This window comes from Bifidobacterium psychraerophilum (genome assembly GCF_000741705.1).
GTDB classification, from domain to species: domain Bacteria; phylum Actinomycetota; class Actinomycetes; order Actinomycetales; family Bifidobacteriaceae; genus Bombiscardovia; species Bombiscardovia psychraerophila.
The window spans coordinates 363,427-383,668 of sequence record NZ_JGZI01000009.1; the positions used below are offsets into that span (position 1 = coordinate 363,427).

The following is a 20,242-nucleotide window of genomic DNA, read 5'->3' on the forward strand; positions in this document are numbered from 1 at the left end:
GACGGTCATGATGAACGACAAACGCGACGAGGACACCATCAGGCTTGGTACGGTGGCCGATGAAGACATCGAGGACACGGTCAGCATGGAAAGCACCTCCCAGACGGACGACGGGCAGGAGGGGCAGGGATCTTCATATGCCCAGTCCGCCGATACCGATGCCTCCCGCAATCACGCGGGAGCCGGGGGAGAGGCATCGCAGGATGCCCCCACGGCGCAACATGCATCTGCATCGCAGCAGGGAGTGCCCCTGTACGCCAAACCGGCCCCGGATGGGAGTGGGGAATTCGATGCCCACGGCAATCGCATCGTGCGAAAGCGAGGCGCCAGCATGGCGACCATCGTATTCGGATCGATGCTGATCGTCTGCGGGGTCATCGGCTTCGGCAGCGCGTGGTACGGACCGGGGACCCTATGGTCATCATTCGGTCTTGACTGGAGGATGGCTTTGGCACTCGCGCTCGCCGCAATCGGTGCCGTCCTGCTGGTCTCATCCATGATGTGGGCATTGAGCTCCGTGATCAGGGCATTCGCCCGGCACGATGACGAAGGGCGACCTCAAGGCTGAACGGACCCGAACGATGCCCCGGGTCGTTGGTCTGGAGCATCGTTCAGAAGGTATAGAGTCCCCAGAATGCCAGTGACACCATAACGAGCAGCGAGCCGAGAATACCGCACAGCATCACCCCGATATGGCCGGCTCCATGGAGCACGCGGATGGTTTGATGCCGCTCGGTGGCAGACGGCACGCGCTCATCATCATGCCTGCGCAGTGCGCTCCAGATGCCGGAGCACAGCCACCCGAACACCAGCACAAGGGCGATGGCGGCGATTCGCAGCATGATCCATCCATGCAGGAAGAGCGAGGCGTCTCGTTGCAGGCTCAAGGCCTTGATCGCGGTATTGCCCACATAGAGCAATGCGGCGGTAAGGCTGAGGCTCGCCAGCAGCACGGTCACGGTCAACGGCGCCTTGATGCCTCTGCCGAATCCGCCGAGCGACCGCTGTCTGTTCGCTGCCGACCTTGCCGCAGAGCCGACACCGATACCCAGTGCCAGGATTCCGGAAAGCAGACAGAATCCCAGGGCGGATACCATCAGCGCGATCAGCACACCCAGGGAGGCGACCAGCCCCGGGGGTGTCGTCAGGGGTGCCGCATAGCGCTGCGAAGGACGGGCACCCGCAATCTGCGGTGTGGTCCAACTGTCCGCGGTGGCGCCTGAGGTCACCGAGTTGATCCAGTCCTCAAGATTCCGCGTGTACGAGGTGTCGAGGGGCAGTCCGGGTTCCGAGAGATGGCTTCCTGTTCGCATCTGGTGGTTTGCCTGGTAGTACCGAACGGTCACGTTATCGTTTCCGGCCGAGGAAGCCTGTTTGAGTATCGTCTGCGTACCTTGCTCAATAGGCATGGAGAGGTCTTCGACGCCGTAATTCACCAGAACCGGTTGGGTCAGCTTACGTAGGTATGGTGTGGAGTCGAAATTCGCATAGTCGAGGCCGATCGCCGAAAAATCCATCGAGGTGAGTTTCGGCACATCCCTGATGAGGCTTTCCGGAGCCCCACTATCGGCGAAGTAGGCGCTCGCGGCCATTGACATCTGCTGGCGTCCGGAGACCACGGGAGCCGATGTCAGTATGCTGTACGCCACGTCCTTGCGTTCGGCCGTGATCAGGCTGGATATCCATGTGCCTTCGGATTCGGCGTACAATCCGACCTTTCCGGCATCCACACTCGGCCACTGTTTGAGCACATCGAATGAGGTGCCGTAGTCCTTGGCCATCTGTGGATAATCGCGATGCAGCATCGAATAGTTATCCAGACGCTTATCCGGCACGAGCGTCACGATTCCCGCCGAGGACATGGCCGAGGCGACATCTCCATAGACTTCCGAGGAGTCTCCGGTCCCGGCCCCGTGCAGGAAGAGGCAGGCGGGACGTTTGCCTGACGCCCCGATGGGTTCCCGGACAATCGCGTTGATGCTCACCGAATCGTTGAGCTTGATGGTGATACGACTTTCCTTCGTCCGGTAGCTGCCTTCGTGGGGGACGCTGATTCCCTTGGCGGCTATGGCGGTATTCGAGGATTGCACGCTCACATGATCCGTATACGGCGCGACGCTCCATTGCGGCGTCATCAACGACCCCAGCAGCATCAGTATCAGGAACATCACGAGCGATGAGCAGACGGCAGGTAGGAGTCGTTTTACAGCAAGCACCCGTTCACTCTACTCCACCCCATGATGCCCTTCGCGATGAATCGTGAACGCCTGCAAGCATCCGATGATGGGGATCCCACGCCTTGCGGGCGGTGGATCGGAAGGCATGGCCTAGGAGCGATCCCCCTGTTCGAGCGCCTGCTCCGCCTCCTGGAGTGTGCTGTATCCGGCCATGCGCATCGTATTGAGCACGATGGATTCCGTCAGATTGGAGCCACGTTCGATAAGCCTTTGCATCATGCTCTCATAGAGTGCCAGTGTGGCTTCGCTGTATGTTCCGAGCTCGCCCCGCAGATAGCTTTCGAATGAGGTCGTCTCAGCTGTGTCGTCAGCCGAACGAAGTGTGCGCATCGATGCTCCGAGAGCCCGGTACCGTTGCATGAAATCCTGGGCCCAGCCCAGCTGCATCACGATGATCCGCTCCTGCCTTGCCTGGCGAGCCGCGGAGATCTTCGGGATATAGGGCTCTATCGACCTGTGGAATTCATCGGGCACGGTGGATTCCATCATGCGTGCGTATTTCTCGGTGAGCAGGTTGCGCCCGGACCGCTCCGCCGCTTCCAGATCATGTGCGTAGCTCGTGAGCAGATCACGCGGCCATGCGAGGAACTGACTGAGTCTCATCTGGTGGAAGACCGGCCAGTTGCTTTGGCAGCTCGCCGGTCCGCCTTCGTTGTTGACCCGTTGGAATTGTGACCATTCATGCGCAACGATGCTTTCGGCCAGTTCCGCATTGCTGCCGGGTGCCACGCTGCTCGTCGTCGTTCCAGGAATCATAATCGTCCTTCCCTCATATGCTGTGCAGACATGGATCCGCACTGTGGATATGCGCTTCGATATATGGTCGCTGCCATTCGAGGAAGGTCTCATCGCTGTCGCTCAGCCCCTCCTGCCGCAGGGCCGTGACGATCTCGGAACAGACGGCTTCGATGGTGGCAATCGCCTGGCGTGCGGCCGGCTCCGAGCCCGCTTCCCCTTCGGCGGTACCGTGCCCACCGAAACACGCGGCCGAAGCGATGCGCATCAGCGATTCCAAGGGCCCAAACAGATGGGGTAGACGCGTGCCCATCCTTGAACCCAATCGGCGCAAGGCGGCGAAAGACCACTTGTAATAGGGAAGGTATCCTGCACGGATCGGCGTGTTCAGCAGGAACACCAGAGATGAGACGGCGCTGGTGAACTGTTCGATGCACAGCCAGGCCGCGGCTCCATCGCCCCTCGTCAGCATGCGTGGAAGATTGTATTGTCCCGACTGCGAGATCATGCCCAGGCGTTTCGAAATCAGGGCAAGCCTCACATCCTCCGGCATCAGCTTGAAGGCCTGCCGTGTGCGGGAGAGCCTTCCGAATGGATCGGCGAAGATCTCCCCATTCGTCGCCGCGGCCAGTGTGGCCTCGTCGAGCATCAGCCATTCGGCGTGGTGATCCTGGGGAGGGGCCTGTTCATAGCCCGTGATCGAGCGGAAGAAATCACCGATCTCGAACACCCCGACCCTGCGGCCGCTTCCTCGTGCCCGAACGCTTGTTTCGCGCGGACCGAAGCCCAGAAACTCCTGTGGCAGGGCCTCGTAGTCCTGCTGCAGCCTGGTGCCGATCCGACTGAAATCCTCATGGCTGAGCCACAGACAGAATCCGGGACCGAAATCATGATCCCGGGAGTGCGCATCATCGAAACCATAACATTCCGATCCGTGGCCGATCAGGCCTGCCGCGATGCGTCCCTGATAATCCGGGTAGCCTTCGGCCAACAGGCTTTTGCCATATCGTTCCCAGTACGCCCTGGAGAGTTCCATGCCGGTGATGCTGCGGGATCCTTCGCGTCCCCCACCGTCGGATCCCTTCCCTCCGTGTTGGATCGGGCGGGCACCATCGTGCGGGATGCGCCTCCTGGGACCATCCTTCGCATCGGGATGTGCCGGAACGTCCTGTGCCGCTTCGTGTGCCTGATCAGGTGAAGGAATGAGTGCGCGAACGGACTCCAGGTTCGCTTCGGTTGTTCTGTAGTACTCGCTGTTTGGGCCGTAATGCAGGGCGATCGTCTCCAGGGCCCGCTCATAGTAGGGAAGCGAATCGGCAGGACGGCCGGCATGGGCGAGCACCTGCGCATAAGCGGCCAGGGCCGCGGCGAAGTGGGCACGTGTTTCAAGCCCTCCCTGATGATAGATTTCCAGGGCTTTGGCGGCATGGTCGAGCGACTCCTGTGTGCGGGACGGCGTATTGAGCAGCAGCAAGGCGAGATTGCTGTGACTTGAAGCCACATCGATGTCTTCCGCAGGGTTCACACTCGCCTGTTCAAGGATGTTCAGGGCCTGATCGAGCTGGTGTTCCGCTTCCGAGTAGCGGCCCATCGAGGAATAGAGCATGGAGAGGTTGTTGTGCAACGCCGCCAGACGCCGGTCATTTCCTTCGAATATGCGGTCGGAGGATTTCAATGCAAGCAGATACAGGCGCTCCGAGTCATCCACGTTGCCCGCAGCCCGTTGGCTGGTGGCTGCGTTGATCAGCGTGCTCAGCCATGCCTCGCTGCCTTCGAGGTGCATCCGCTCGGTGAGCATGAGTGCCCGCTCAATGACCGGAGCGTTGTCGTCATGCCTGCCCTGTGAACGGTAGAATCCCATCAGTTCATTCAGGATGCTGAGTTCGGCGGCGTCATCGTCGGCATGACGGGCGATCCGCAGGGCGTTGAGCAAATAGGGTTCGGCCTTCGAGGGCGCTTCATTCGCCGCGAAGATGTCATCGAGCCCTTGGAGGAGGGCATCGATGTCAATGGCATCATCCGGCTGTCCACCTGTGCTGTGGTGATTCATTCAGGCCCCCTTGCCTGCGAATCCGGCATCGTGAGGACTCGCTGCATCTCCAAGTGTAGGCGAGGGTGCCCGGAAAGCCCGAATATGATCGCTGGTCTAGGCCTGTTCCGGCGTGGATCCGATCTCCGCACTGTGGATCTGACGCATGCGTTGCAGCGCGTCGGTATGTGTCTCGTGGCGCCACGAATAGACGATGAGCAGGACGACGGCAGCCACCGCGAAAGGCACTCCTGCCAGCGCAGGAAGATGATAATCGTTCCTCGCCGCCAAAGTGGCCCCTCCGACAATGGACCCCACCGCATTACCCAGGTTGAATGCCACCTGAACCGCGGCCCCGCCGATGAGCTCCCCACCGTCCTTGCCCGCTTCCACCATGAGTATCTGCTGCGGTGAGGAGATGAAGAAGAGCCCGAAGGCGACCCAGAAGGTGAACAGACCCGTGCTCAGCATGGATCCGGGAACGAGGAACACCAGAAGGAGACCGATGCCGGAAATGGCCTGCCCCAGAGCTGCCGTTCCGGCATGCCGCCACTTGTCGGTGAGTGTGCCGCCTGCCAGACCGCCGACGACCATGCCGAAACCTGCCAGCATCATCAGCAGAGGGACGATCTCAGCCGGATACCCTCCGACGGTGACCAGCCAGGGCGATACATAACTCCACCAGCAGAACACACCCGCATTGCCCAGGAACACGGCTCCGAGGATGAGCCAAGGCCCTCTGCGTCGGAGGAATCTGAATTGACCGGCGATCCCGGCGTCTTTGATGGCGGCGATGTCCGGAACCCATATCATCACCAGAAACAGGGTGAGCACCGCCCACGCCGACAATGCGGCGAAGGTCATGCGCCAACTGAGATATTGGGCCAGCAGGGTTCCTGCAGGAACACCCAGCATATTCGCTACGGTCTGGCCGGTGATCATCAGGGAGACGGCTTTGGCCTCCTTGCCTGGATCGGCCACGGATTTTGCGATCAGGGTCGCCGTGCCGAAGAAGGCACCATGGGGCAGCCCCGCAACGAAGCGCGCGAGGATCAGCATGGGTGCGTTCACTGATGCGGCTGACAGGAGATTGCCGATGATGATCAGGATCATGAAGATCACGATCAAGCGTTTCGGCGGGACCCTTCTGCCGAAGACGAGAATCAAGGTGCCGACGCACACGCCTATCGCGTATGCGGAAATGAAATGACCCGCCTCGGGTATGCTCACCTGCATGGCGTGAGCCGACTGGGGCAGTATGCCCATCATCACGAATTCCGCGGCACCGAGCGCGAATGCGCCGGAAGCCAGCGCAATAAGACTTTTCTTCATGGCTGCTCTCTTATGATTCATTTCCCCACGCTGGACCAAGAAAAAACGGCCCCACACCGTGGTGCGGAACCGTCGTTCTCATCACAGACATCATCCTGCGATGCGCTGATTGCGACGCGCACTCACATAGTATCGCGTGAGGGGGTGCCCGACACAGCCATATCGGGCATTCGATGGTGCATTGCGCTTCGCCCGTTCCGGGCATATACGGATGAAGCTTGGCGCGGATATAAAGTATCGCGTGATGACACATATGATCCATCGGATCACTGGTCGGGGTAGGGGGATTTGAACCCCCGGCCTCTTCGTCCCGAACGAAGCGCGCTACCAAGCTGCGCTATACCCCGATACAACGTGTCAGATGTTACACCGACCCCGGACCAAACGCCAAACACCGTGATTTGCGCGCGTGACGACGCCAAATAAAGCCATGTGGAGGGCGTCCCCGCATTCAGACGGTCTGGTGCGCACATCGTCGCCAGCGGAGCGCGGCTGTCCGTGAAGCCGTCGTCGCCGTGGTGTATCGCCTTCTGCGTACACTGTGGGCTTATGACCGAGTCGAATCAGAAGGCATTAGATGCCCAGGCAGCAGACCAGCAGAATGAGGGATCCGAAGCGGAGTCGACGGCTCCATCACCGATGACAACCGTTGAGCGCGCCCAACTGCTCCTTGATCAGGACGCAGCCATAGGCAAGCGCGTGGAGCAGGGTGCCGCGCTTGATGACGCCATCGACCCGAGCAATGCCGAATTCGGCGCGAACGCACACCCCGAGCAGGTGCAGATGCGTGTGGCCAAGCGTGCGATGATGCTCAAGGAGGGTCTGGAACCCTATCCGGTGCATCTCGATGTGACCACGACCATCGAGGCACTGCGTTCCCAGTATGATGGCACGCTTGAGGCGGGCGAGGAGACCCAGGACGTTGTGGGGATTGCGGGCCGGGTGCTGTTCCTCCGCAATGGGGGCGGTCTGTGCTTCGCGCAGCTGGCATCGGGTGATGGCACGAGAATTCAGGCGATGATCTCCAAGCGTGAGATCGGTGCGGATTCGCTCAAGCAGTTCAAGCAGCTTGTCGATCTGGGCGATCACCTCTTTGTGCGCGGACGTGTCATCGCATCCAAAACCGGTGAGCTTTCGGTATTCGCCACGGATTGGTCGATCGCAGCCAAATCCTTGCAGCCACTTCCAGCATTGCACAAGGAACTGAACGAGGAACAGCGTACGCGGAAGCCTTATATCGCGATGATCGCCGACGAGCATATTCGCAATATGGTGCGTAGGCGCTCGGCCACGGTGGCTTCCTTGCGCCGTACCTTCGGCGGGCATGATTTCCTGGAGGTCGAGACTCCGATGCTGCAGACGGTGCATGGTGGGGCGGCGGCACGTCCTTTCACCACACATATGAACGCTTTCGATATCGATCTCTTCCTGCGTATCGCCCCCGAACTCTTCCTCAAGCGGTGCCTGGTGGGTGGCATCGACCGCGTCTTCGAGATCAACCGCAATTTCCGCAATGAAGGCGTGGATGCCACCCATGCCCCTGAATTCACGATGCTCGAGGCGTACCAGGCCTATGGCACCTACGACACCATCGCCGATCTGGTGAAGGAGCTCATCCAGCAGTCAGCCAAGGACGCCTTCGGTTCCACCACGGTGACCCTTACGGATGGCAGCGAATACGACTTCGGTGGCGAATGGAAGACCATGACGATGTACGGCTCGCTTTCCGAGGCTCTCGGTGAAGAGATCACACCTGAGACGAGCGTCCAGCATCTGCGCGCGATTGCGGACAAACTTGGACTTGAGCGAGAAACGGCGGAGAACCACGGCAAACTGGTCGAGCATCTGTGGGAGCACTTCTGGGAGGACAAGCTCTATGAACCCACATTCGTGCGTGATTTCCCGGTGGAGACATCACCCTTGGTGAAGTCGCACCGCAGCATTCCGGGAGTCGTGGAGAAATGGGATCTGTATGTCCGCGGATTCGAGCTGGCTACCGGCTATTCGGAGCTGAACGATCCCGTGGTGCAGCGACAGCGCTTCGTCGAACAGGCGAAACTCGCCATGGCCGGCGATGTGGAGGCGATGGACATCGACGAGGACTTCCTTGAGGCTCTCGGAGTGGGGATGCCCCCGGCCGGTGGTATGGGCATGGGAATCGACCGTCTGCTCATCGCGCTGACGGGAGCGACGATTCGTGAGACGATAACATTCCCGTTGGTGAAGCCCAGGAACCAGATCTGAGGCGCTCCGCACAGCGCTCGTTGTGCCGGCTTCGCGGGCGATGGCCGTTGGGTAGACTGTGAAGCATGGATTGGAAGCTGTGGATCAGGGGAATTCGGCCCAGGACATTGCCTGCCAGCGTGGCCCCTGTGCTTGTCGGGGCTGCGTCGGCGTCAGGGGTTCTGAAACAGTCCACGATATGCCCGGCGATATATCCGGTGCCGGAGTTCTGCCGGGTCGCGGCCGAGCGTTACGAAGCGGCCTCGGTGATGTTCATGCCGGTGCTCACGGCCTGTATCCTGCTCGCCCTGTTCATGCAGATAGCCGTCAACTTCGCCAATGACTACTCGGATGGTGTGCGCGGCGTCGACGCTTCCAGGAATGATGCCGAAGTCGTCGTCGGGAAGCCCCAACGTCTGGTGGCCTCCGGCGTGAAACCCGGTGCCGTGCTCCTCGCCGCCGCGATCAGCGCCGGGATGGCCTGCATCGCCGGCGTGGTCGTCGTGGTGCTCTCGGGGCGCTTCTGGCTGCTGCCGGTAGGTGTCGCGTGCCTGATTGCCGGATGGTTCTACACGGGTGGCAAACATCCTTACGGCTATCTTGGTTTCGGCGAGGTGCTGGTCTTCATATGCTTCGGCGGCGTGGCCACTCTGGGAACCGAATATGCCCTGGCGGGTGAAGTCGAAATCTTCGGCATCATCGGTGCATGCTGCACCGGTCTGCTCTCCTGTGTGATGCTGATGGTGAATAATCTGCGTGACATCGAGGAGGATGAGGGGAGTGGCAAATATACGGTGGCCGTCCGTCTGGGGCGCCGGAATGCCGTGAAGCTCCTTTTCGCTGTGCTGATCGTTCCGACGCTCGCCGTGGCATACATCACCGGATATGCCCTGTATCTGGCCGTGGCATCGGGCGTATACGGGCTTTGGCCCGTGCCCGTGTTCGGATTCCTGTTCCTGGCCTTGGTCTGGGCGGTGATCCGTGCCATTCGCGCGGAACGCTATCAAAGCGCCCTGGGCAGGAGCGGGGCGCTGCTGCTGGCGTACGCGGCGACGCATATCACCTTGCTCCTCCTGATGGCCTGACGCATAAGGCCAATGGGATGCCCCGCGCATGTACCGTCGGGATGCCTGGTCCTGCCGCAGGAGACTGCCCTCATGGTCAAAGTGTCCGCATAGAATGCATGTATGACATACAAACTCATATTGCTCCGGCATGGCCAGAGCGCATGGAACAAAACCAATCAGTTCACCGGCTGGGTTGACGTCCCGCTGACCGAGCAAGGTGTCGAGGAGGCCAAGCACGGCGGCGACCTGCTCAAAGAGAAGAACATCCTGCCGGATATCGTCTTCACGTCGCTGCTGCGCCGCGCCATCAACACGGCGAATCTGGCACTTGACGAAGCGGATCGTCTGTGGATTCCCGTCAAGCGCAGCTGGCATCTCAACGAACGTCATTATGGAGCGCTGCAGGGCAAGAACAAGGCAGAGATCCGCGAGAAGTACGGCGATGAGAAGTTCATGATCTGGCGTCGCTCCTACGGCACTCCACCGCCGGAAATCGATCCTCAGGACGAGTTCTCCCAGAACGGCGATCCTCGTTATGCAGGCGAGCCCGTTCCCGAGACCGAGGCCCTTGCCAATGTGGTCGAGCGCGTCACACCATACTGGGAGAACGAGATCATTCCCGAGCTCAAGTCGGGCAAGACCGTGCTGATCGCAGCACACGGCAACTCCCTGCGTGCCATCGTCAAGATGCTGGATGGTCTGAGCGAGGAGGAAATCTCCAAGGTCAATATCCCGACGGCCATCCCGCTGCTGTATGAACTTGATGAGAACTTCAAGCCGATCAAGCCGCGTGGCGAGTACCTCGACCCAGAGGCCGCCGCAGCAGGTGCCGCTGCCGTCGCGGCCCAGGGCCAGAAGAAGTAGTAGTTTCACCCTGTGATACCGGATGCCGTGTTGCTTGGGGAGGGATCCCCGACCAACACGGCATCTTGTGTTATCAGGACGACCATATGCGATTGATGTGGTGATTGAAGGGTATCCATCCACCGCCCATGGTCGAACAAAACGCCCCGTACCGTCATCACATCGGACGGTACGGGGCGAAACTGTTCATATACGTGAATCAGTCGTCAGACTCAGTCGGGATCTTCGCCCGCAGGCTCCTTGGTCGGATCGAAACCGGAGACGATGTAGACGACGCGACGGGCCGCCGAAACCGCATGATCGCCCAGACGCTCCATGAAGCGTGCCAGCAGGACCATATCGATCATCTGCTGCTTGGAACCGGTCCACTCATCGGACAGCGCGAGATCGAAGGTCTGGTGGTGCAGCTGATCCAGCTGATCATCATCAACGATGATCCGTTCGGCTGTTTGGGCATCGCGGTCGGACAGCATGGAGACCAGGCGATCGGCCGTCATATCGAGGAACTCCTGCATCTCGGTGAAGAGCTGCTGGGTCTCCGGGGGCAGGGTGGGCTGCGGGTAGGTGCGTCGGGCTGTTTCCGCTATATGGCGGGCGAGATCACCCATACGCTCGAATGTTGCCGAAAGCCTGAGGGTCGATACGATCACCCTCAGATCGGTCGCCACCGGGCTCTGCTTGGCAAGCAGACGGATGCACTGATCAATGACGCTGGATTCCAGCGCATCGATCTCAATATCTCCGTCGATAACCGTCTGCGCGGCCTCCACATCGGATTTGAGCAGCGCATCGCCTGCACCGTGGATCGCTCGGCTGACATCCTGTGCCATTCGGTCTAGGTCGTCTGCGACCTGTTTCAACTCTTCGTTGAAAATAACGCGCATTGTTCCTATGCCCTCTCTCGTGACCAAACTATATCTCGACTCAAGTCTATAGGCAGAGGCCGTCCTCGTCATGCAAAAGGGGAGAAAAACACTGCGAGTTAGCTCACTGTTCATGCTTTCGTCCGATGTCATGAGCGCCGGGCGTGTATATCTGGGAGTGCGGTCATGAGTAGAATGTGACCGGGAAAGATGTCGGTATCAACGGTTTAAGCGTTCGGAGGCAGGCACCTCATGGGTTCTTTGACATCAAGGTTTCAACACATGCTCGGCAAAGGTGACGGGGATGACGAGTCGGGTGAGATCGACGATCTTGACGAATCCACCGCCGCATTGCTGGCGATGCTGCCGACGGCACCGATTATCGTCGACGGATCCAATGAGGTCGTACGCTCGAACCCGGAGGCATACCGACTGGGCGTGGTGCGCAATGACACGGTCATAGAGCCTGAAGTCCTTGCGGCCATCGAGAAGGTTCGCGCATCCGGTGGCAAATGCCATGTGGACGTCACGACCGATACACCGCAGGAGTTCCTGGCGAAGTCGGGGAAGAACGGGCAATCGAAGGGTAAAGGGCCGCATATCGAGGGCGACGAGGCCCTGCACAGCGAGGTGTCACGCCCGAATTGGCTGCATGTGACCGTGGGGCGCATCAACGACAGCTTCGTCGTCGTTCTGGTCGATGACGTCAGCGAGAACATCCGTTTCGCACAGACCCGCGACGCCTTCATCACGAATGTCTCCGAACAGTTGACCAAGCCGATACAGGCCCTGCAACAGCTGGCCTCCCGGTTGGAACATGGCGAGGAGCCCCAGGAGGCGATTGCAGCCGATGCCCGGTCATTGCGGCAGTATTGCCTCCACCTCGAGCACACCGTGGCCGACCTGATGCTGCTGATCAAAGCCCAGGAGAAGGTCGTCCCGAACGACACGAATCGGATCGCACCCTTGGAGCTGGCGAAGAAGGTCGCACGGTCATTGGAGCCGATGGCACAGGAGGCCGATGTGACCATCCAGGTCGGGGGAGACGGCGATGTGCTGGTGAATGCCGACACCGAGCAGATAACGGCGGCACTGAGGAAACTCGTCGAGAATGCCATCGGATATTCGTCCAAGGGCGGGCATGTGAATGTGGCCGTCGGCAAGACCTCGGAGGGGTCACATGCCGTGATCAGGGTCGTCGACCAGGGGACGGGAATCGCCAAGGCCCAGAGGGAGCATATCTTTGAGCGTTTCTATCGTGGGGACAACCAGAACGAACGCACCGCCGGAGGCGTGGGATTGGGCCTGGCGATCGTCAAACACGTGGCGTTGACGCATAACGGTTCCGTCACGCTCTGGAGCGCCCCGAGACAGGGCAGCACCTTCAGCCTGCTGCTGCCCTTGGCCAGATAGCGCCTTTGGCCAGATAGCGCCACTGTTGAATAGCGCCACTGTTGAATGGCACCCTCGTGCGGGATCGATTTCCGATTGGGGCTACTCGCCGAGTTGGCGGTACTCCTGACGTTTGATGTGTTCCCAGATCAGCAGCAACACACCGATGACCACCCCCGCCACGCAGACCAGGGCCGGACCCAGCGGCTGCAGGTCCGCGAGCCACAGGCAGACGAAGACGATCAGGGCGAGAATCCAGAGGCTCGTTCCGGCGACGAAGACCTTGCGCAAATCGACCTGCGTCGGTTTCGGGGATGGTCTGCGTGCCTCTGGCTTGAAGATTGGTGCGAACCTCATATCCATACAGTAGCGCGCAGGGTAACCTTGATTCGAGTTTGAGATTGTAGACCGGGGTCGAATACCATACGGTAGAAGCTTTGGAAGATGAATGGCGGAAGGGGCGTTGCGTGTATCGGATTCAGCCTGTGCAGAAAGCCTATGCATGGGGATCACGGGACCGGTTGCAGGCGATGTTCCATCTTCAGCGCGATGCTGAGGCGAAGACCCTTGCCGAAATGTGGTTCAGCGGTCACCGTCAGTCACCCTCGATGTTGCGGATGCCGGACGGGTCCAGCATCGACGTGCTGCAAGCCGTCCGCCAATCGCCACAGGAGATGCTCGGCGAAAGCAGTTCCCATCTTTTCGGTCCGGTCATGCCATATCTGTTCAAAGTGATATCCGCGAGGATTCCGCTTTCCCTGCAAGTGCACCCGCTCGATTTTCAGGCCCGTGCGGGTTTCAACCGGGAAAACGCCGCAGGCATCGCAGCCGACGCACCGGAGCGTTCCTTCAAGGATCCGCTGGCCAAAAACGAGATGGTGGTCGCATTGGAGCCTTTCACGGCCGCGGTCGGATTCGCGCCGCTTCTGTCGCAGATCAGATTGCTGGAAAGCGTGCGGCATCCTCTGGCGCAGCATATGGCCGAACTGCTGAGCGCCCCCAGACCGCGTACCCCGAATGCGGCATTCGATCCGGAGCACCAGGCATTCGACGCGTTGATGCCCTTGAGCGCCATCACATGGCCGGAGTCGAGACGGCGGATTTTCAGGGCCTTCACCTTGGCCATCACCGCAGCCGCCCAGGAGGGTTCAGGGCTCGAACCCGCGCTGAGGGATGCGGACCGTTCGGCCGATGGGAATTCGCATCTCGCTCTGGCGAATGCATTGGCTGCGGTCGAGGCTTTTCCCGATGATCCGTCGATCCTGTGCCTGCTCATGATGAATCCCGTGTCATTGGACGAGGGGGAATCGGTGTTCATCCCCGCAGGTACACCCCATGCCTACATACATGGGACGGCAGCGGAAATCATGAACAACTCGGATAACGTACTGAGAGCGGGCATGACGGCCAAGCACAAGGACATCCCCAATCTGCTGCATAGTCTGAACTGCCAGCCGGATTCCCCAATGGATCCGTCCAACACATCCTTCGGCATACTGTCGATGCAGAATCTGGTGACGTACAAACCGCATATCAACGAATTCATGCTGGCATACGGGCATGTGGATGTCGGTACCTCACCGTGGCCGATCGCCGGGCGTCTGATACAGCGATACGGGGAGCTGCTCCTGCGTTTGCGTCCGCAGCCTTTTCTTCGTCAGCGCAAACAATTGCCGGACCGCGGACCGCGCGTGTTGCTGTGCACGGACGGGGCGATCCACTGTTCCACGAAGCATGATGCGATGGATCTGCAGCAGGGGCAGGCGGTCTTCATCCCCTCCTGCGACGGGCAGGTTGACATCACTGCCGCAGCACCCGAACCAGCGGGGGAGCGAACCCTGGATATGGACAGTCCGCATCCAGATGCCACAGCGGCGCATGGATCGTATCTGCTCGCATCCACGCCCTTCTAAACCGACCGCATGCCCGTGACGCGACCATAGCCGGAGGGGGATGCGGCCCGATCAGAACAAGCGGCAGCAGTACGGATGCGACGCTGCATCCGTACATGGGGTCCGGTGATGGGCTTCCTGTCTACAGCCTGTCCACCACGTAATCGATGCATTGCGTGAGCTTCTCCACATCGCTTGGCTCCACGGAGGGGAACACGCCTACACGCAACTGGTTGCGTCCGAGCTTGCGGTATCCGGCGGTATCCACGATGCCGTTCTCCCTGAGTGCCGCGATGATCTGATCGGCGCTGTGGCGGTCGTCGATATCGATGGTCACCACGCTGTTTGATCGTGCCTGCTCATCCTTCACGAAGGGTGAGGCGAATGAGGAGCGTTCCGCCCAGGAATACAGCTTGGCGGCGGACTCGGAGCAGCGCGCCTGGGTCCACTGCATACCCCCGTTGTCATTCATCCAGGCTATCTGCTGGCTCATCAGTGCAAGATTGCTGACCGATGGGGTGTTCAAGGTCTGTTCCTTGCGGGAATTCGACAAGGCGGTGCTCAGCGAGAGGAAGGATGGAATCCATCGCTTGGACCCGGGGCGTTTCGCCTCAGCTTCGATGCGTGCCGCACGTTCTATGGCGGCCGGAGACAGCAATGCGAACCAGAGACCGCCATCGGCTCCGAAGGCTTTCTGCGGCGAGAAGTAATACACGTCGGCCTGTGTGATGTCTATGCCCAGCGCGCCCGCCGCGCTGGTTCCATCGATGATGGTGAGCGCGCCTTGCGCGGCGCTTCCTGCAACACGCATGATCGGGGCCGCCACGCCCGTCGAGGTTTCGTTATGTGCCCAGCAGTACGCGTCCACATCCTCGCGGAAGTCGGGGATTCTGTATGTTCCGGGATCTGATTCGAAGACGACGGTCTCGTCGATGAAGGGCGCGCCCGCCGCCTCTTGGGCGAATTTCCTGCTGAACGAGCCGTATACGCCGAAGGCGGCCTTATGCTCGATCAGACTTGCGCAGGCGATGCTCCAGAAGGCGCTCGCGCCTCCATTGCCGAGCGCGACCTCGTATCCTTCCGGAAGTGAAAAGAGTTCGGCGAGACCGGTGCGGATGGATGCGACGACTTGACGGACTGGCTGTTGGCGATGGGAGGTGCCGAGCAGTGTTTTCCATTCGCTTTCGAGGCTTTCGATCTGAGCGCGGCGAATCTTGCTCGGACCTGAACCAAATCTTCCGTCTTCCGGCAACAGTGCATCAGGAATTTCCACAGTATTGGTCATAGGGAACACCATATCCACACCGATGGATTGCTGTCGCGGGTGTCCGCGCATACCGAAGGACCCGAACCTGGATCGACGAAGGCGGGCGGCCGGGCGGCATCGTGCGATGGCGAAGCGGGGGAGGCACGGAGCCCCGTATCATCCAGGGTATGGATGCGCGCGGGAAATTTCTTCACAATTTTTCTCGCCACGGGCAAGCCCTACCGCAAGGCTTGCAATCCCAAGGGGTCCCGCCAGATGGGTATGACCCGGGTCGAAGGGATTCGAGGCCATCCCCGGTCATCGCATTGGACTTTGGTAACCGACTCGTTGTAACCTGCCTAATTGTGATGGTTACGTGACGCAGGTCACATGTAGCACCAATACGCCCTTACAGGAGATTTTTTATATGAAGCATGCCGCGCACAGCACGAGGAGAACCTCACATGCGCACGCAAGAACTTCTGCGATAACCACATTGGGTGAGCAGGGCCGCAGATCGATGACCCGGAGACGTTCCCAGGCAGCGGAAGTGCTGAACGCCGTTGATGCCGCGTTGGCCGACAAGCTGAATGAAGTAGCCCCTGAATCACGTCGTTCGATGAGGATCGCCGCCAAGCGCAATGCGCACAAGGCGCACCTGCTGGCCGGAACCGCAATGGCCGCCCTGGTCGGCACCGCCGCCGGCTCCATCGCCCTGGCCGGTCCGAGATCGGTGAACGCATCCTCTACTGATGGTGGCAGCACGACTTCCCTGGTCCGCAATGTCAGCGACAGCTCCACCTCTTCCTCCGATGCCTCCGCGGCTTCCCGCTCCCAATCCAGGGTCTCCCTGAACGAGGGCGTCTCATCCTCGGCCAATAACGGCAGCGAGGGTACGTGGGCTCTGGGCGACTCGAAGATCGATACCTCCCAACTCTCGCGGGCCAAAGCCGACAATGCCGTTGTGGCCAAGCTGCTCGACGCCAACAAGGACGTTTTGCCCTCCGGGTTCAATCCGGACCACGCCACAGGCGACAGCGGCAACGCGTATTCCTTCAGCCAATGCACATGGTGGGTGTACCTGCGCAGACACCAGCTGGGCCTGCCCGTCGGGTCGCATTTCGGTGACGGACACCAGTGGGCGAGTTCAGCCCAGGCCTTGGGGTACTGGGTCGACAACACCCCGCGCAATGTCGGGGACATCATGGTCTTCAGAACAGGGCAGGAAGGATCGTCTTCCGCCTATGGTCATGTCGCCATCGTGGAGAAGATCAACGCCGACGGTTCAGTGGTCACATCCGAATGCGGATCCTCGTACAACGGCAAGACCTTCTCGCGCACATTCACCAATGTGCATGATTTCCAGTACATTCACTACTGAGTCGTATTCCCGGACGAAGGTGTCGTCGTCATTTCCGGGTGCCCGTATCTTGGACATATGGCGTGTCGCCAAGAATTCCACTGCCTTGATGCCTATGGAGCCGTCTTTGTTGCTTCTGTGAAGGAATGCCGCAAGCTTCATATGCTATTGTGTGGGATTGATGAAGAGCACACGAAAGCATATTGTCATTCTTGCGACCGTTGCAGTCGCAGGTTCACTACTTTCCTTTACTGCGCCCATGGCAAATGCGGCCGATAAGGATGGCGTCACTTCTTCACGCTCCTTCCCCAAGGTCAACCAGACCAAGAAGGATCTGCTTGCGGAGTCGACTTCGGTGAGCGTCGAATCGAGCTCGAAATGGAGCCTTGGCACGATGAGCGTGCCGAAGACCAAATCGACGGCCGAACAGGCGGCGGAGCAGGCTGCACAGGAGCGCGCGGAGGCCGCGGCGGCAGCAGCGGCGGAAGCTGCCGAACAGTCGGCGGCCGCAAGCCGTAGTGAGACTCGCAGCGAGTCCACATCGACCGCTTCCGCATCGGCATCGGCAACAGCCACCACGGTGAGCGCCAGTTCGAGCGCAGTGGTCTCCTATGCCAACCAATTCGTGGGCATCTCTCCTTATGTGTATGGCGGCACCAGCCCGACGACCGGCTGGGACTGCTCAGGTTTCACCCAGTACGTCTTCGCCCACTTCGGTATTTCATTGCCGCGTACCTCGGGTGCGCAGGCTTCCGTGGGCACCGCTGTCGCCAGCCTCGCCGATGCTCAGCCCGGTGACCTCATCGCGAACTCGACCCACGTCGGCATCTATGCCGGAGGCGGCATGGTGGTCAATGCACTGAAGCCATCGGTCGGAACGGCCTACTCTTCAGTGGCCACATCCTTCACCGGAGGGTATTCCATCCGACGGGTGCTGTGACATCTTTCCGGAAGCATTCATGCATTGATATTGAGGCACCCCACGGGGTGCCTCAAACTTTTTCCCGATCTTTTTCCCCAGGCGAATCCGCAAAGGCGCGGATGAGCCTCGGAAACGCCGCTGATCACGCATCACGGCCGCGCGTGCGCCTGATTGCCGATTGTGCAGTATCCAGCGAACGGTACCGTTCTGACAGCTTGCCGCGCTATCCTGATAGTGAATGAACAGGGTTCAGTTGCACTGTTCACAGACCAGAGGGAGGTCGTCATGGTGAATGACAAGGCGATACTCGTCGGTGTCGACGGGTCGGATGCGAGCTATAAGGCAACATGGTGGGCGGCCAATTACGCCAAGCATGCCGGCCTGACGCTGCAGATCGTATGCGCATATTCATTGCCGAGCTATGCTGCGGTGTCGTTCGATGCCACATACACGGCTTTGGGAGACGACAATGCGGCTCATAACGATGCCCAGGAGATACTCTCCAAAGCGAAGGCGATAGCCGACGAACAGGGCGTGCAAGCGGCGACGCTGATCGTCACGGGGGATCCCGCATCAGTGTTCGTGGAGCTGTCAAGGAACTACAATCTGATCGTGATCGGCAACCGTGGCAAGGGTGGTCTGGCGGAGAGACTGCTCGGGACCACGAGTTCGAGTCTTCCGGCATACGCCTATTGCCCGATCATCGTGGTGCCATACACCGATGATGACGGTAAATTGATGCATTTGAACAATACGATCACCAAGGTGGCGGTGGGCTCCGACGAATCCCGTTGGGGAATCAAGGCGTTGGAAATAGCCGCATCATTCGCCGATAGTTGGGGAGCCGAGCTTGATGTGATGCTCGCGGTGCCCAGCATTGATGGTCTTACGGGTTCCGATTCGGACGAAGAGCACGGCATCATGGAATCCTATATGGAGGACCTGGATGTGAGAATCAAGCCCCTGCAGGCCGCATATCCTAATCTGCGCATCTTCAAGTCCATTGTTCCCGGATCGGCCGTGGACGCATTGACCAAGGCGAGTCACGAACACGACGTGGTTGTGGTCGGATCCCGCGGACGTGGCGGTTTCACCGGTCTGCTGCTCGGTTCCACCAGCCAGGGCCTGCTGCAGCATGCTGTGAGCCCGGTGTATGTGGTTCCGAGGAAGTATGTCGAGGCCGCGGAATCCGGCAAGGTGCCGAATTCGCCGGCGGATGTGCCGGTGATGTCGCTTGAGGAGATCAGCGGAGTCCAACAGATCGACATACCGCCGGCAGACGCCCAGTTGGCCCGGGACATCGATACGATCATCGATCCTCTGCGCCATGAAGAGGGGCAGGACAAGCCGGAGTAGCACCAGCATTCGCTACGATACGGCGAGGCCCCCGCTTCCATCATCCTCGAAGGATGTGTGGAAGCGGGGGCCTCGCCGTATCGAAGGACCTAGTGGCGGACGGTGACCTGCATGCGTACAGGGGTCTCGCGCTCATAGGTATGCTTCACCGTGCATGCCTTCTCGATGTGGCGGGTCATGCGATCCTTGAGCTTCTCGGCCTCTTCGTCGCTGAGATCCGCGTCGGTGGCGTCAACGGTCACCTGTTCGGTGAATGCCAGATAGGTATCGTTCTCGGCATCGTAGTTGCCGTCAATGACCACATGGGGTCCCTTGCCCTTGCCGAGCGAATGTTCCACGGCGAAGCTGCTTGAGAGCGCCGCGCAAGCGCCCAGGGCGATCTTCATCAGATCTCCGGGGGAGAACACACCTTTGCCTTTGCCGAACTTCAGATGGGCCCCATCCTCGGAAAAAGCGTCCCAAGAACCATCCTTATTGCGTTCGACCCACAGCCTCTTGCCCATGACTCCTCCAAACTCGTGTGATTCATCCTGTGATTCACCATGATGGATGTTGCTGTCACATCCTGACCTCTCCCAATCTAGTGTCCAACGTCGTCAAAAGGGATATTCTTCTCACAGCTGCGTCCGCGTGCCGGCTCCGCTCGGGCCGCCGGGACGGGGACGGCTTCCGGAAACATCCCACCGGAGGTGTGCCGCTGCGCCGCCCATATGGAAGTATCGTG

The 20,242-nt window shown here is 59.9% G+C and carries 17 protein-coding genes and 1 tRNA gene; 9 read left to right on the top strand and 9 right to left on the bottom strand.

Translation table 11 applies throughout. The features are described from left to right. Window positions 1-7 precede the first annotated feature (7 nt). Entirely contained in the window at window positions 8-568 is a 561-nt protein-coding gene (locus BPSY_RS05465) for a hypothetical protein (RefSeq protein WP_033494820.1), read from the top strand. A 43-nt stretch (window positions 569-611) separates the two neighbouring features. Here BPSY_RS05465 and BPSY_RS05470 read toward each other — a convergent pair whose 3' ends face one another. The 5 genes from BPSY_RS05470 to BPSY_RS05490 all read right to left on the bottom strand — a co-directional run bounded on the left by BPSY_RS05470 (window position 612) and on the right by BPSY_RS05490 (window position 6,680). Further along, the gene (locus BPSY_RS05470) at window positions 612-2,171 is read right to left on the bottom strand and encodes an alpha/beta hydrolase family protein (RefSeq protein WP_162178439.1); all 1,560 of its coding nucleotides are present in this window, start codon (window positions 2,169-2,171) and stop codon (window positions 612-614) included. A gap of 156 nt (window positions 2,172-2,327) precedes the next feature. Continuing rightward, window positions 2,328-2,993 carry a DUF4125 family protein gene (locus tag BPSY_RS05475; protein ID WP_051921738.1) on the bottom strand — a complete coding sequence of 222 codons (666 nt, stop codon included), beginning with the start codon at window positions 2,991-2,993 and terminating at the stop codon, window positions 2,328-2,330. A 13-nt stretch (window positions 2,994-3,006) separates the two neighbouring features. After that, entirely contained in the window at window positions 3,007-5,022 is a 2,016-nt protein-coding gene (locus BPSY_RS05480) for a DUF4037 domain-containing protein (RefSeq protein ID WP_051921739.1), read from the bottom strand. A gap of 96 nt (window positions 5,023-5,118) precedes the next feature. Continuing rightward, window positions 5,119-6,333: an MFS transporter gene (locus tag BPSY_RS05485; protein ID WP_051921740.1), complete on the bottom strand. Its 1,215-nt coding sequence runs from the start codon at window positions 6,331-6,333 to the stop codon at window positions 5,119-5,121. 270 nt (window positions 6,334-6,603) lie between these two features. Beyond that, window positions 6,604-6,680, bottom strand: a tRNA-Pro gene (locus tag BPSY_RS05490). A gap of 292 nt (window positions 6,681-6,972) precedes the next feature. On the opposite strand from BPSY_RS05490, the gene lysS reads away from it, so the two are divergent. The 3 genes from lysS to BPSY_RS05505 all read left to right on the top strand — a co-directional run bounded on the left by lysS (window position 6,973) and on the right by BPSY_RS05505 (window position 10,487). Next, window positions 6,973-8,577, top strand: coding sequence for a lysine--tRNA ligase (gene lysS, locus BPSY_RS05495; protein WP_415478168.1), 1,605 nt, complete (start codon window positions 6,973-6,975; stop codon window positions 8,575-8,577). 65 nt (window positions 8,578-8,642) lie between these two features. Further along, window positions 8,643-9,641 (top strand): 1,4-dihydroxy-2-naphthoate octaprenyltransferase, encoded by a 999-nt coding sequence (menA, locus tag BPSY_RS05500; protein ID WP_051921741.1) that lies wholly within the window; start codon window positions 8,643-8,645, stop codon window positions 9,639-9,641. 102 nt (window positions 9,642-9,743) lie between these two features. Continuing rightward, window positions 9,744-10,487 carry a phosphoglyceromutase gene (locus tag BPSY_RS05505; protein WP_033494826.1) on the top strand — a complete coding sequence of 248 codons (744 nt, stop codon included), beginning with the start codon at window positions 9,744-9,746 and terminating at the stop codon, window positions 10,485-10,487. A 212-nt stretch (window positions 10,488-10,699) separates the two neighbouring features. Here the strand turns inward: BPSY_RS05505 and phoU are convergent, their stop codons facing one another. Further along, entirely contained in the window at window positions 10,700-11,371 is a 672-nt protein-coding gene (phoU, locus tag BPSY_RS05510; RefSeq protein WP_033494828.1) for a phosphate signaling complex protein PhoU, read from the bottom strand. Window positions 11,372-11,632: 261 nt separating this feature from the next. Here phoU and BPSY_RS05515 point away from each other — a divergent pair, with 261 nt between their 5' ends. Further along, a complete protein-coding gene (locus tag BPSY_RS05515; RefSeq protein WP_033494831.1) occupies window positions 11,633-12,763 on the top strand; it encodes a sensor histidine kinase in 1,131 nt (376 codons plus the stop codon). A gap of 81 nt (window positions 12,764-12,844) precedes the next feature. On the opposite strand, the gene BPSY_RS05520 is transcribed toward BPSY_RS05515, so the two are convergent. Next, a complete protein-coding gene (locus BPSY_RS05520; RefSeq protein ID WP_033495069.1) occupies window positions 12,845-13,099 on the bottom strand; it encodes a DUF2530 domain-containing protein in 255 nt (84 codons plus the stop codon). A gap of 110 nt (window positions 13,100-13,209) precedes the next feature. On the opposite strand from BPSY_RS05520, the gene manA reads away from it, so the two are divergent. Further along, window positions 13,210-14,655 carry a mannose-6-phosphate isomerase, class I gene (gene manA / locus BPSY_RS05525; protein ID WP_033494833.1) on the top strand — a complete coding sequence of 482 codons (1,446 nt, stop codon included), beginning with the start codon at window positions 13,210-13,212 and terminating at the stop codon, window positions 14,653-14,655. Window positions 14,656-14,776: 121 nt separating this feature from the next. Here manA and serC read toward each other — a convergent pair whose 3' ends face one another. After that, window positions 14,777-15,919 carry a phosphoserine transaminase gene (serC, locus tag BPSY_RS05530; RefSeq protein WP_033494835.1) on the bottom strand — a complete coding sequence of 381 codons (1,143 nt, stop codon included), beginning with the start codon at window positions 15,917-15,919 and terminating at the stop codon, window positions 14,777-14,779. 388 nt (window positions 15,920-16,307) lie between these two features. Between serC and BPSY_RS05535 the strand changes: the two genes are divergently transcribed. The 3 genes from BPSY_RS05535 to BPSY_RS05545 all read left to right on the top strand — a co-directional run bounded on the left by BPSY_RS05535 (window position 16,308) and on the right by BPSY_RS05545 (window position 19,518). Then, window positions 16,308-17,261 (top strand): CHAP domain-containing protein, encoded by a 954-nt coding sequence (locus tag BPSY_RS05535; RefSeq protein ID WP_033494837.1) that lies wholly within the window; start codon window positions 16,308-16,310, stop codon window positions 17,259-17,261. Window positions 17,262-17,421: 160 nt separating this feature from the next. Then, the gene (locus BPSY_RS05540; RefSeq protein ID WP_033495071.1) at window positions 17,422-18,180 is read left to right on the top strand and encodes a C40 family peptidase; all 759 of its coding nucleotides are present in this window, start codon (window positions 17,422-17,424) and stop codon (window positions 18,178-18,180) included. 267 nt (window positions 18,181-18,447) lie between these two features. Further along, window positions 18,448-19,518 carry a universal stress protein gene (locus BPSY_RS05545; protein WP_033495072.1) on the top strand — a complete coding sequence of 357 codons (1,071 nt, stop codon included), beginning with the start codon at window positions 18,448-18,450 and terminating at the stop codon, window positions 19,516-19,518. Window positions 19,519-19,607: 89 nt separating this feature from the next. Here BPSY_RS05545 and BPSY_RS05550 read toward each other — a convergent pair whose 3' ends face one another. Further along, complete coding sequence (locus BPSY_RS05550; RefSeq protein ID WP_033494839.1) at window positions 19,608-20,021, bottom strand: OsmC family protein; 414 nt, start codon at window positions 20,019-20,021, stop codon at window positions 19,608-19,610. Between the last annotated feature and the right edge of the window lie 221 nt (window positions 20,022-20,242).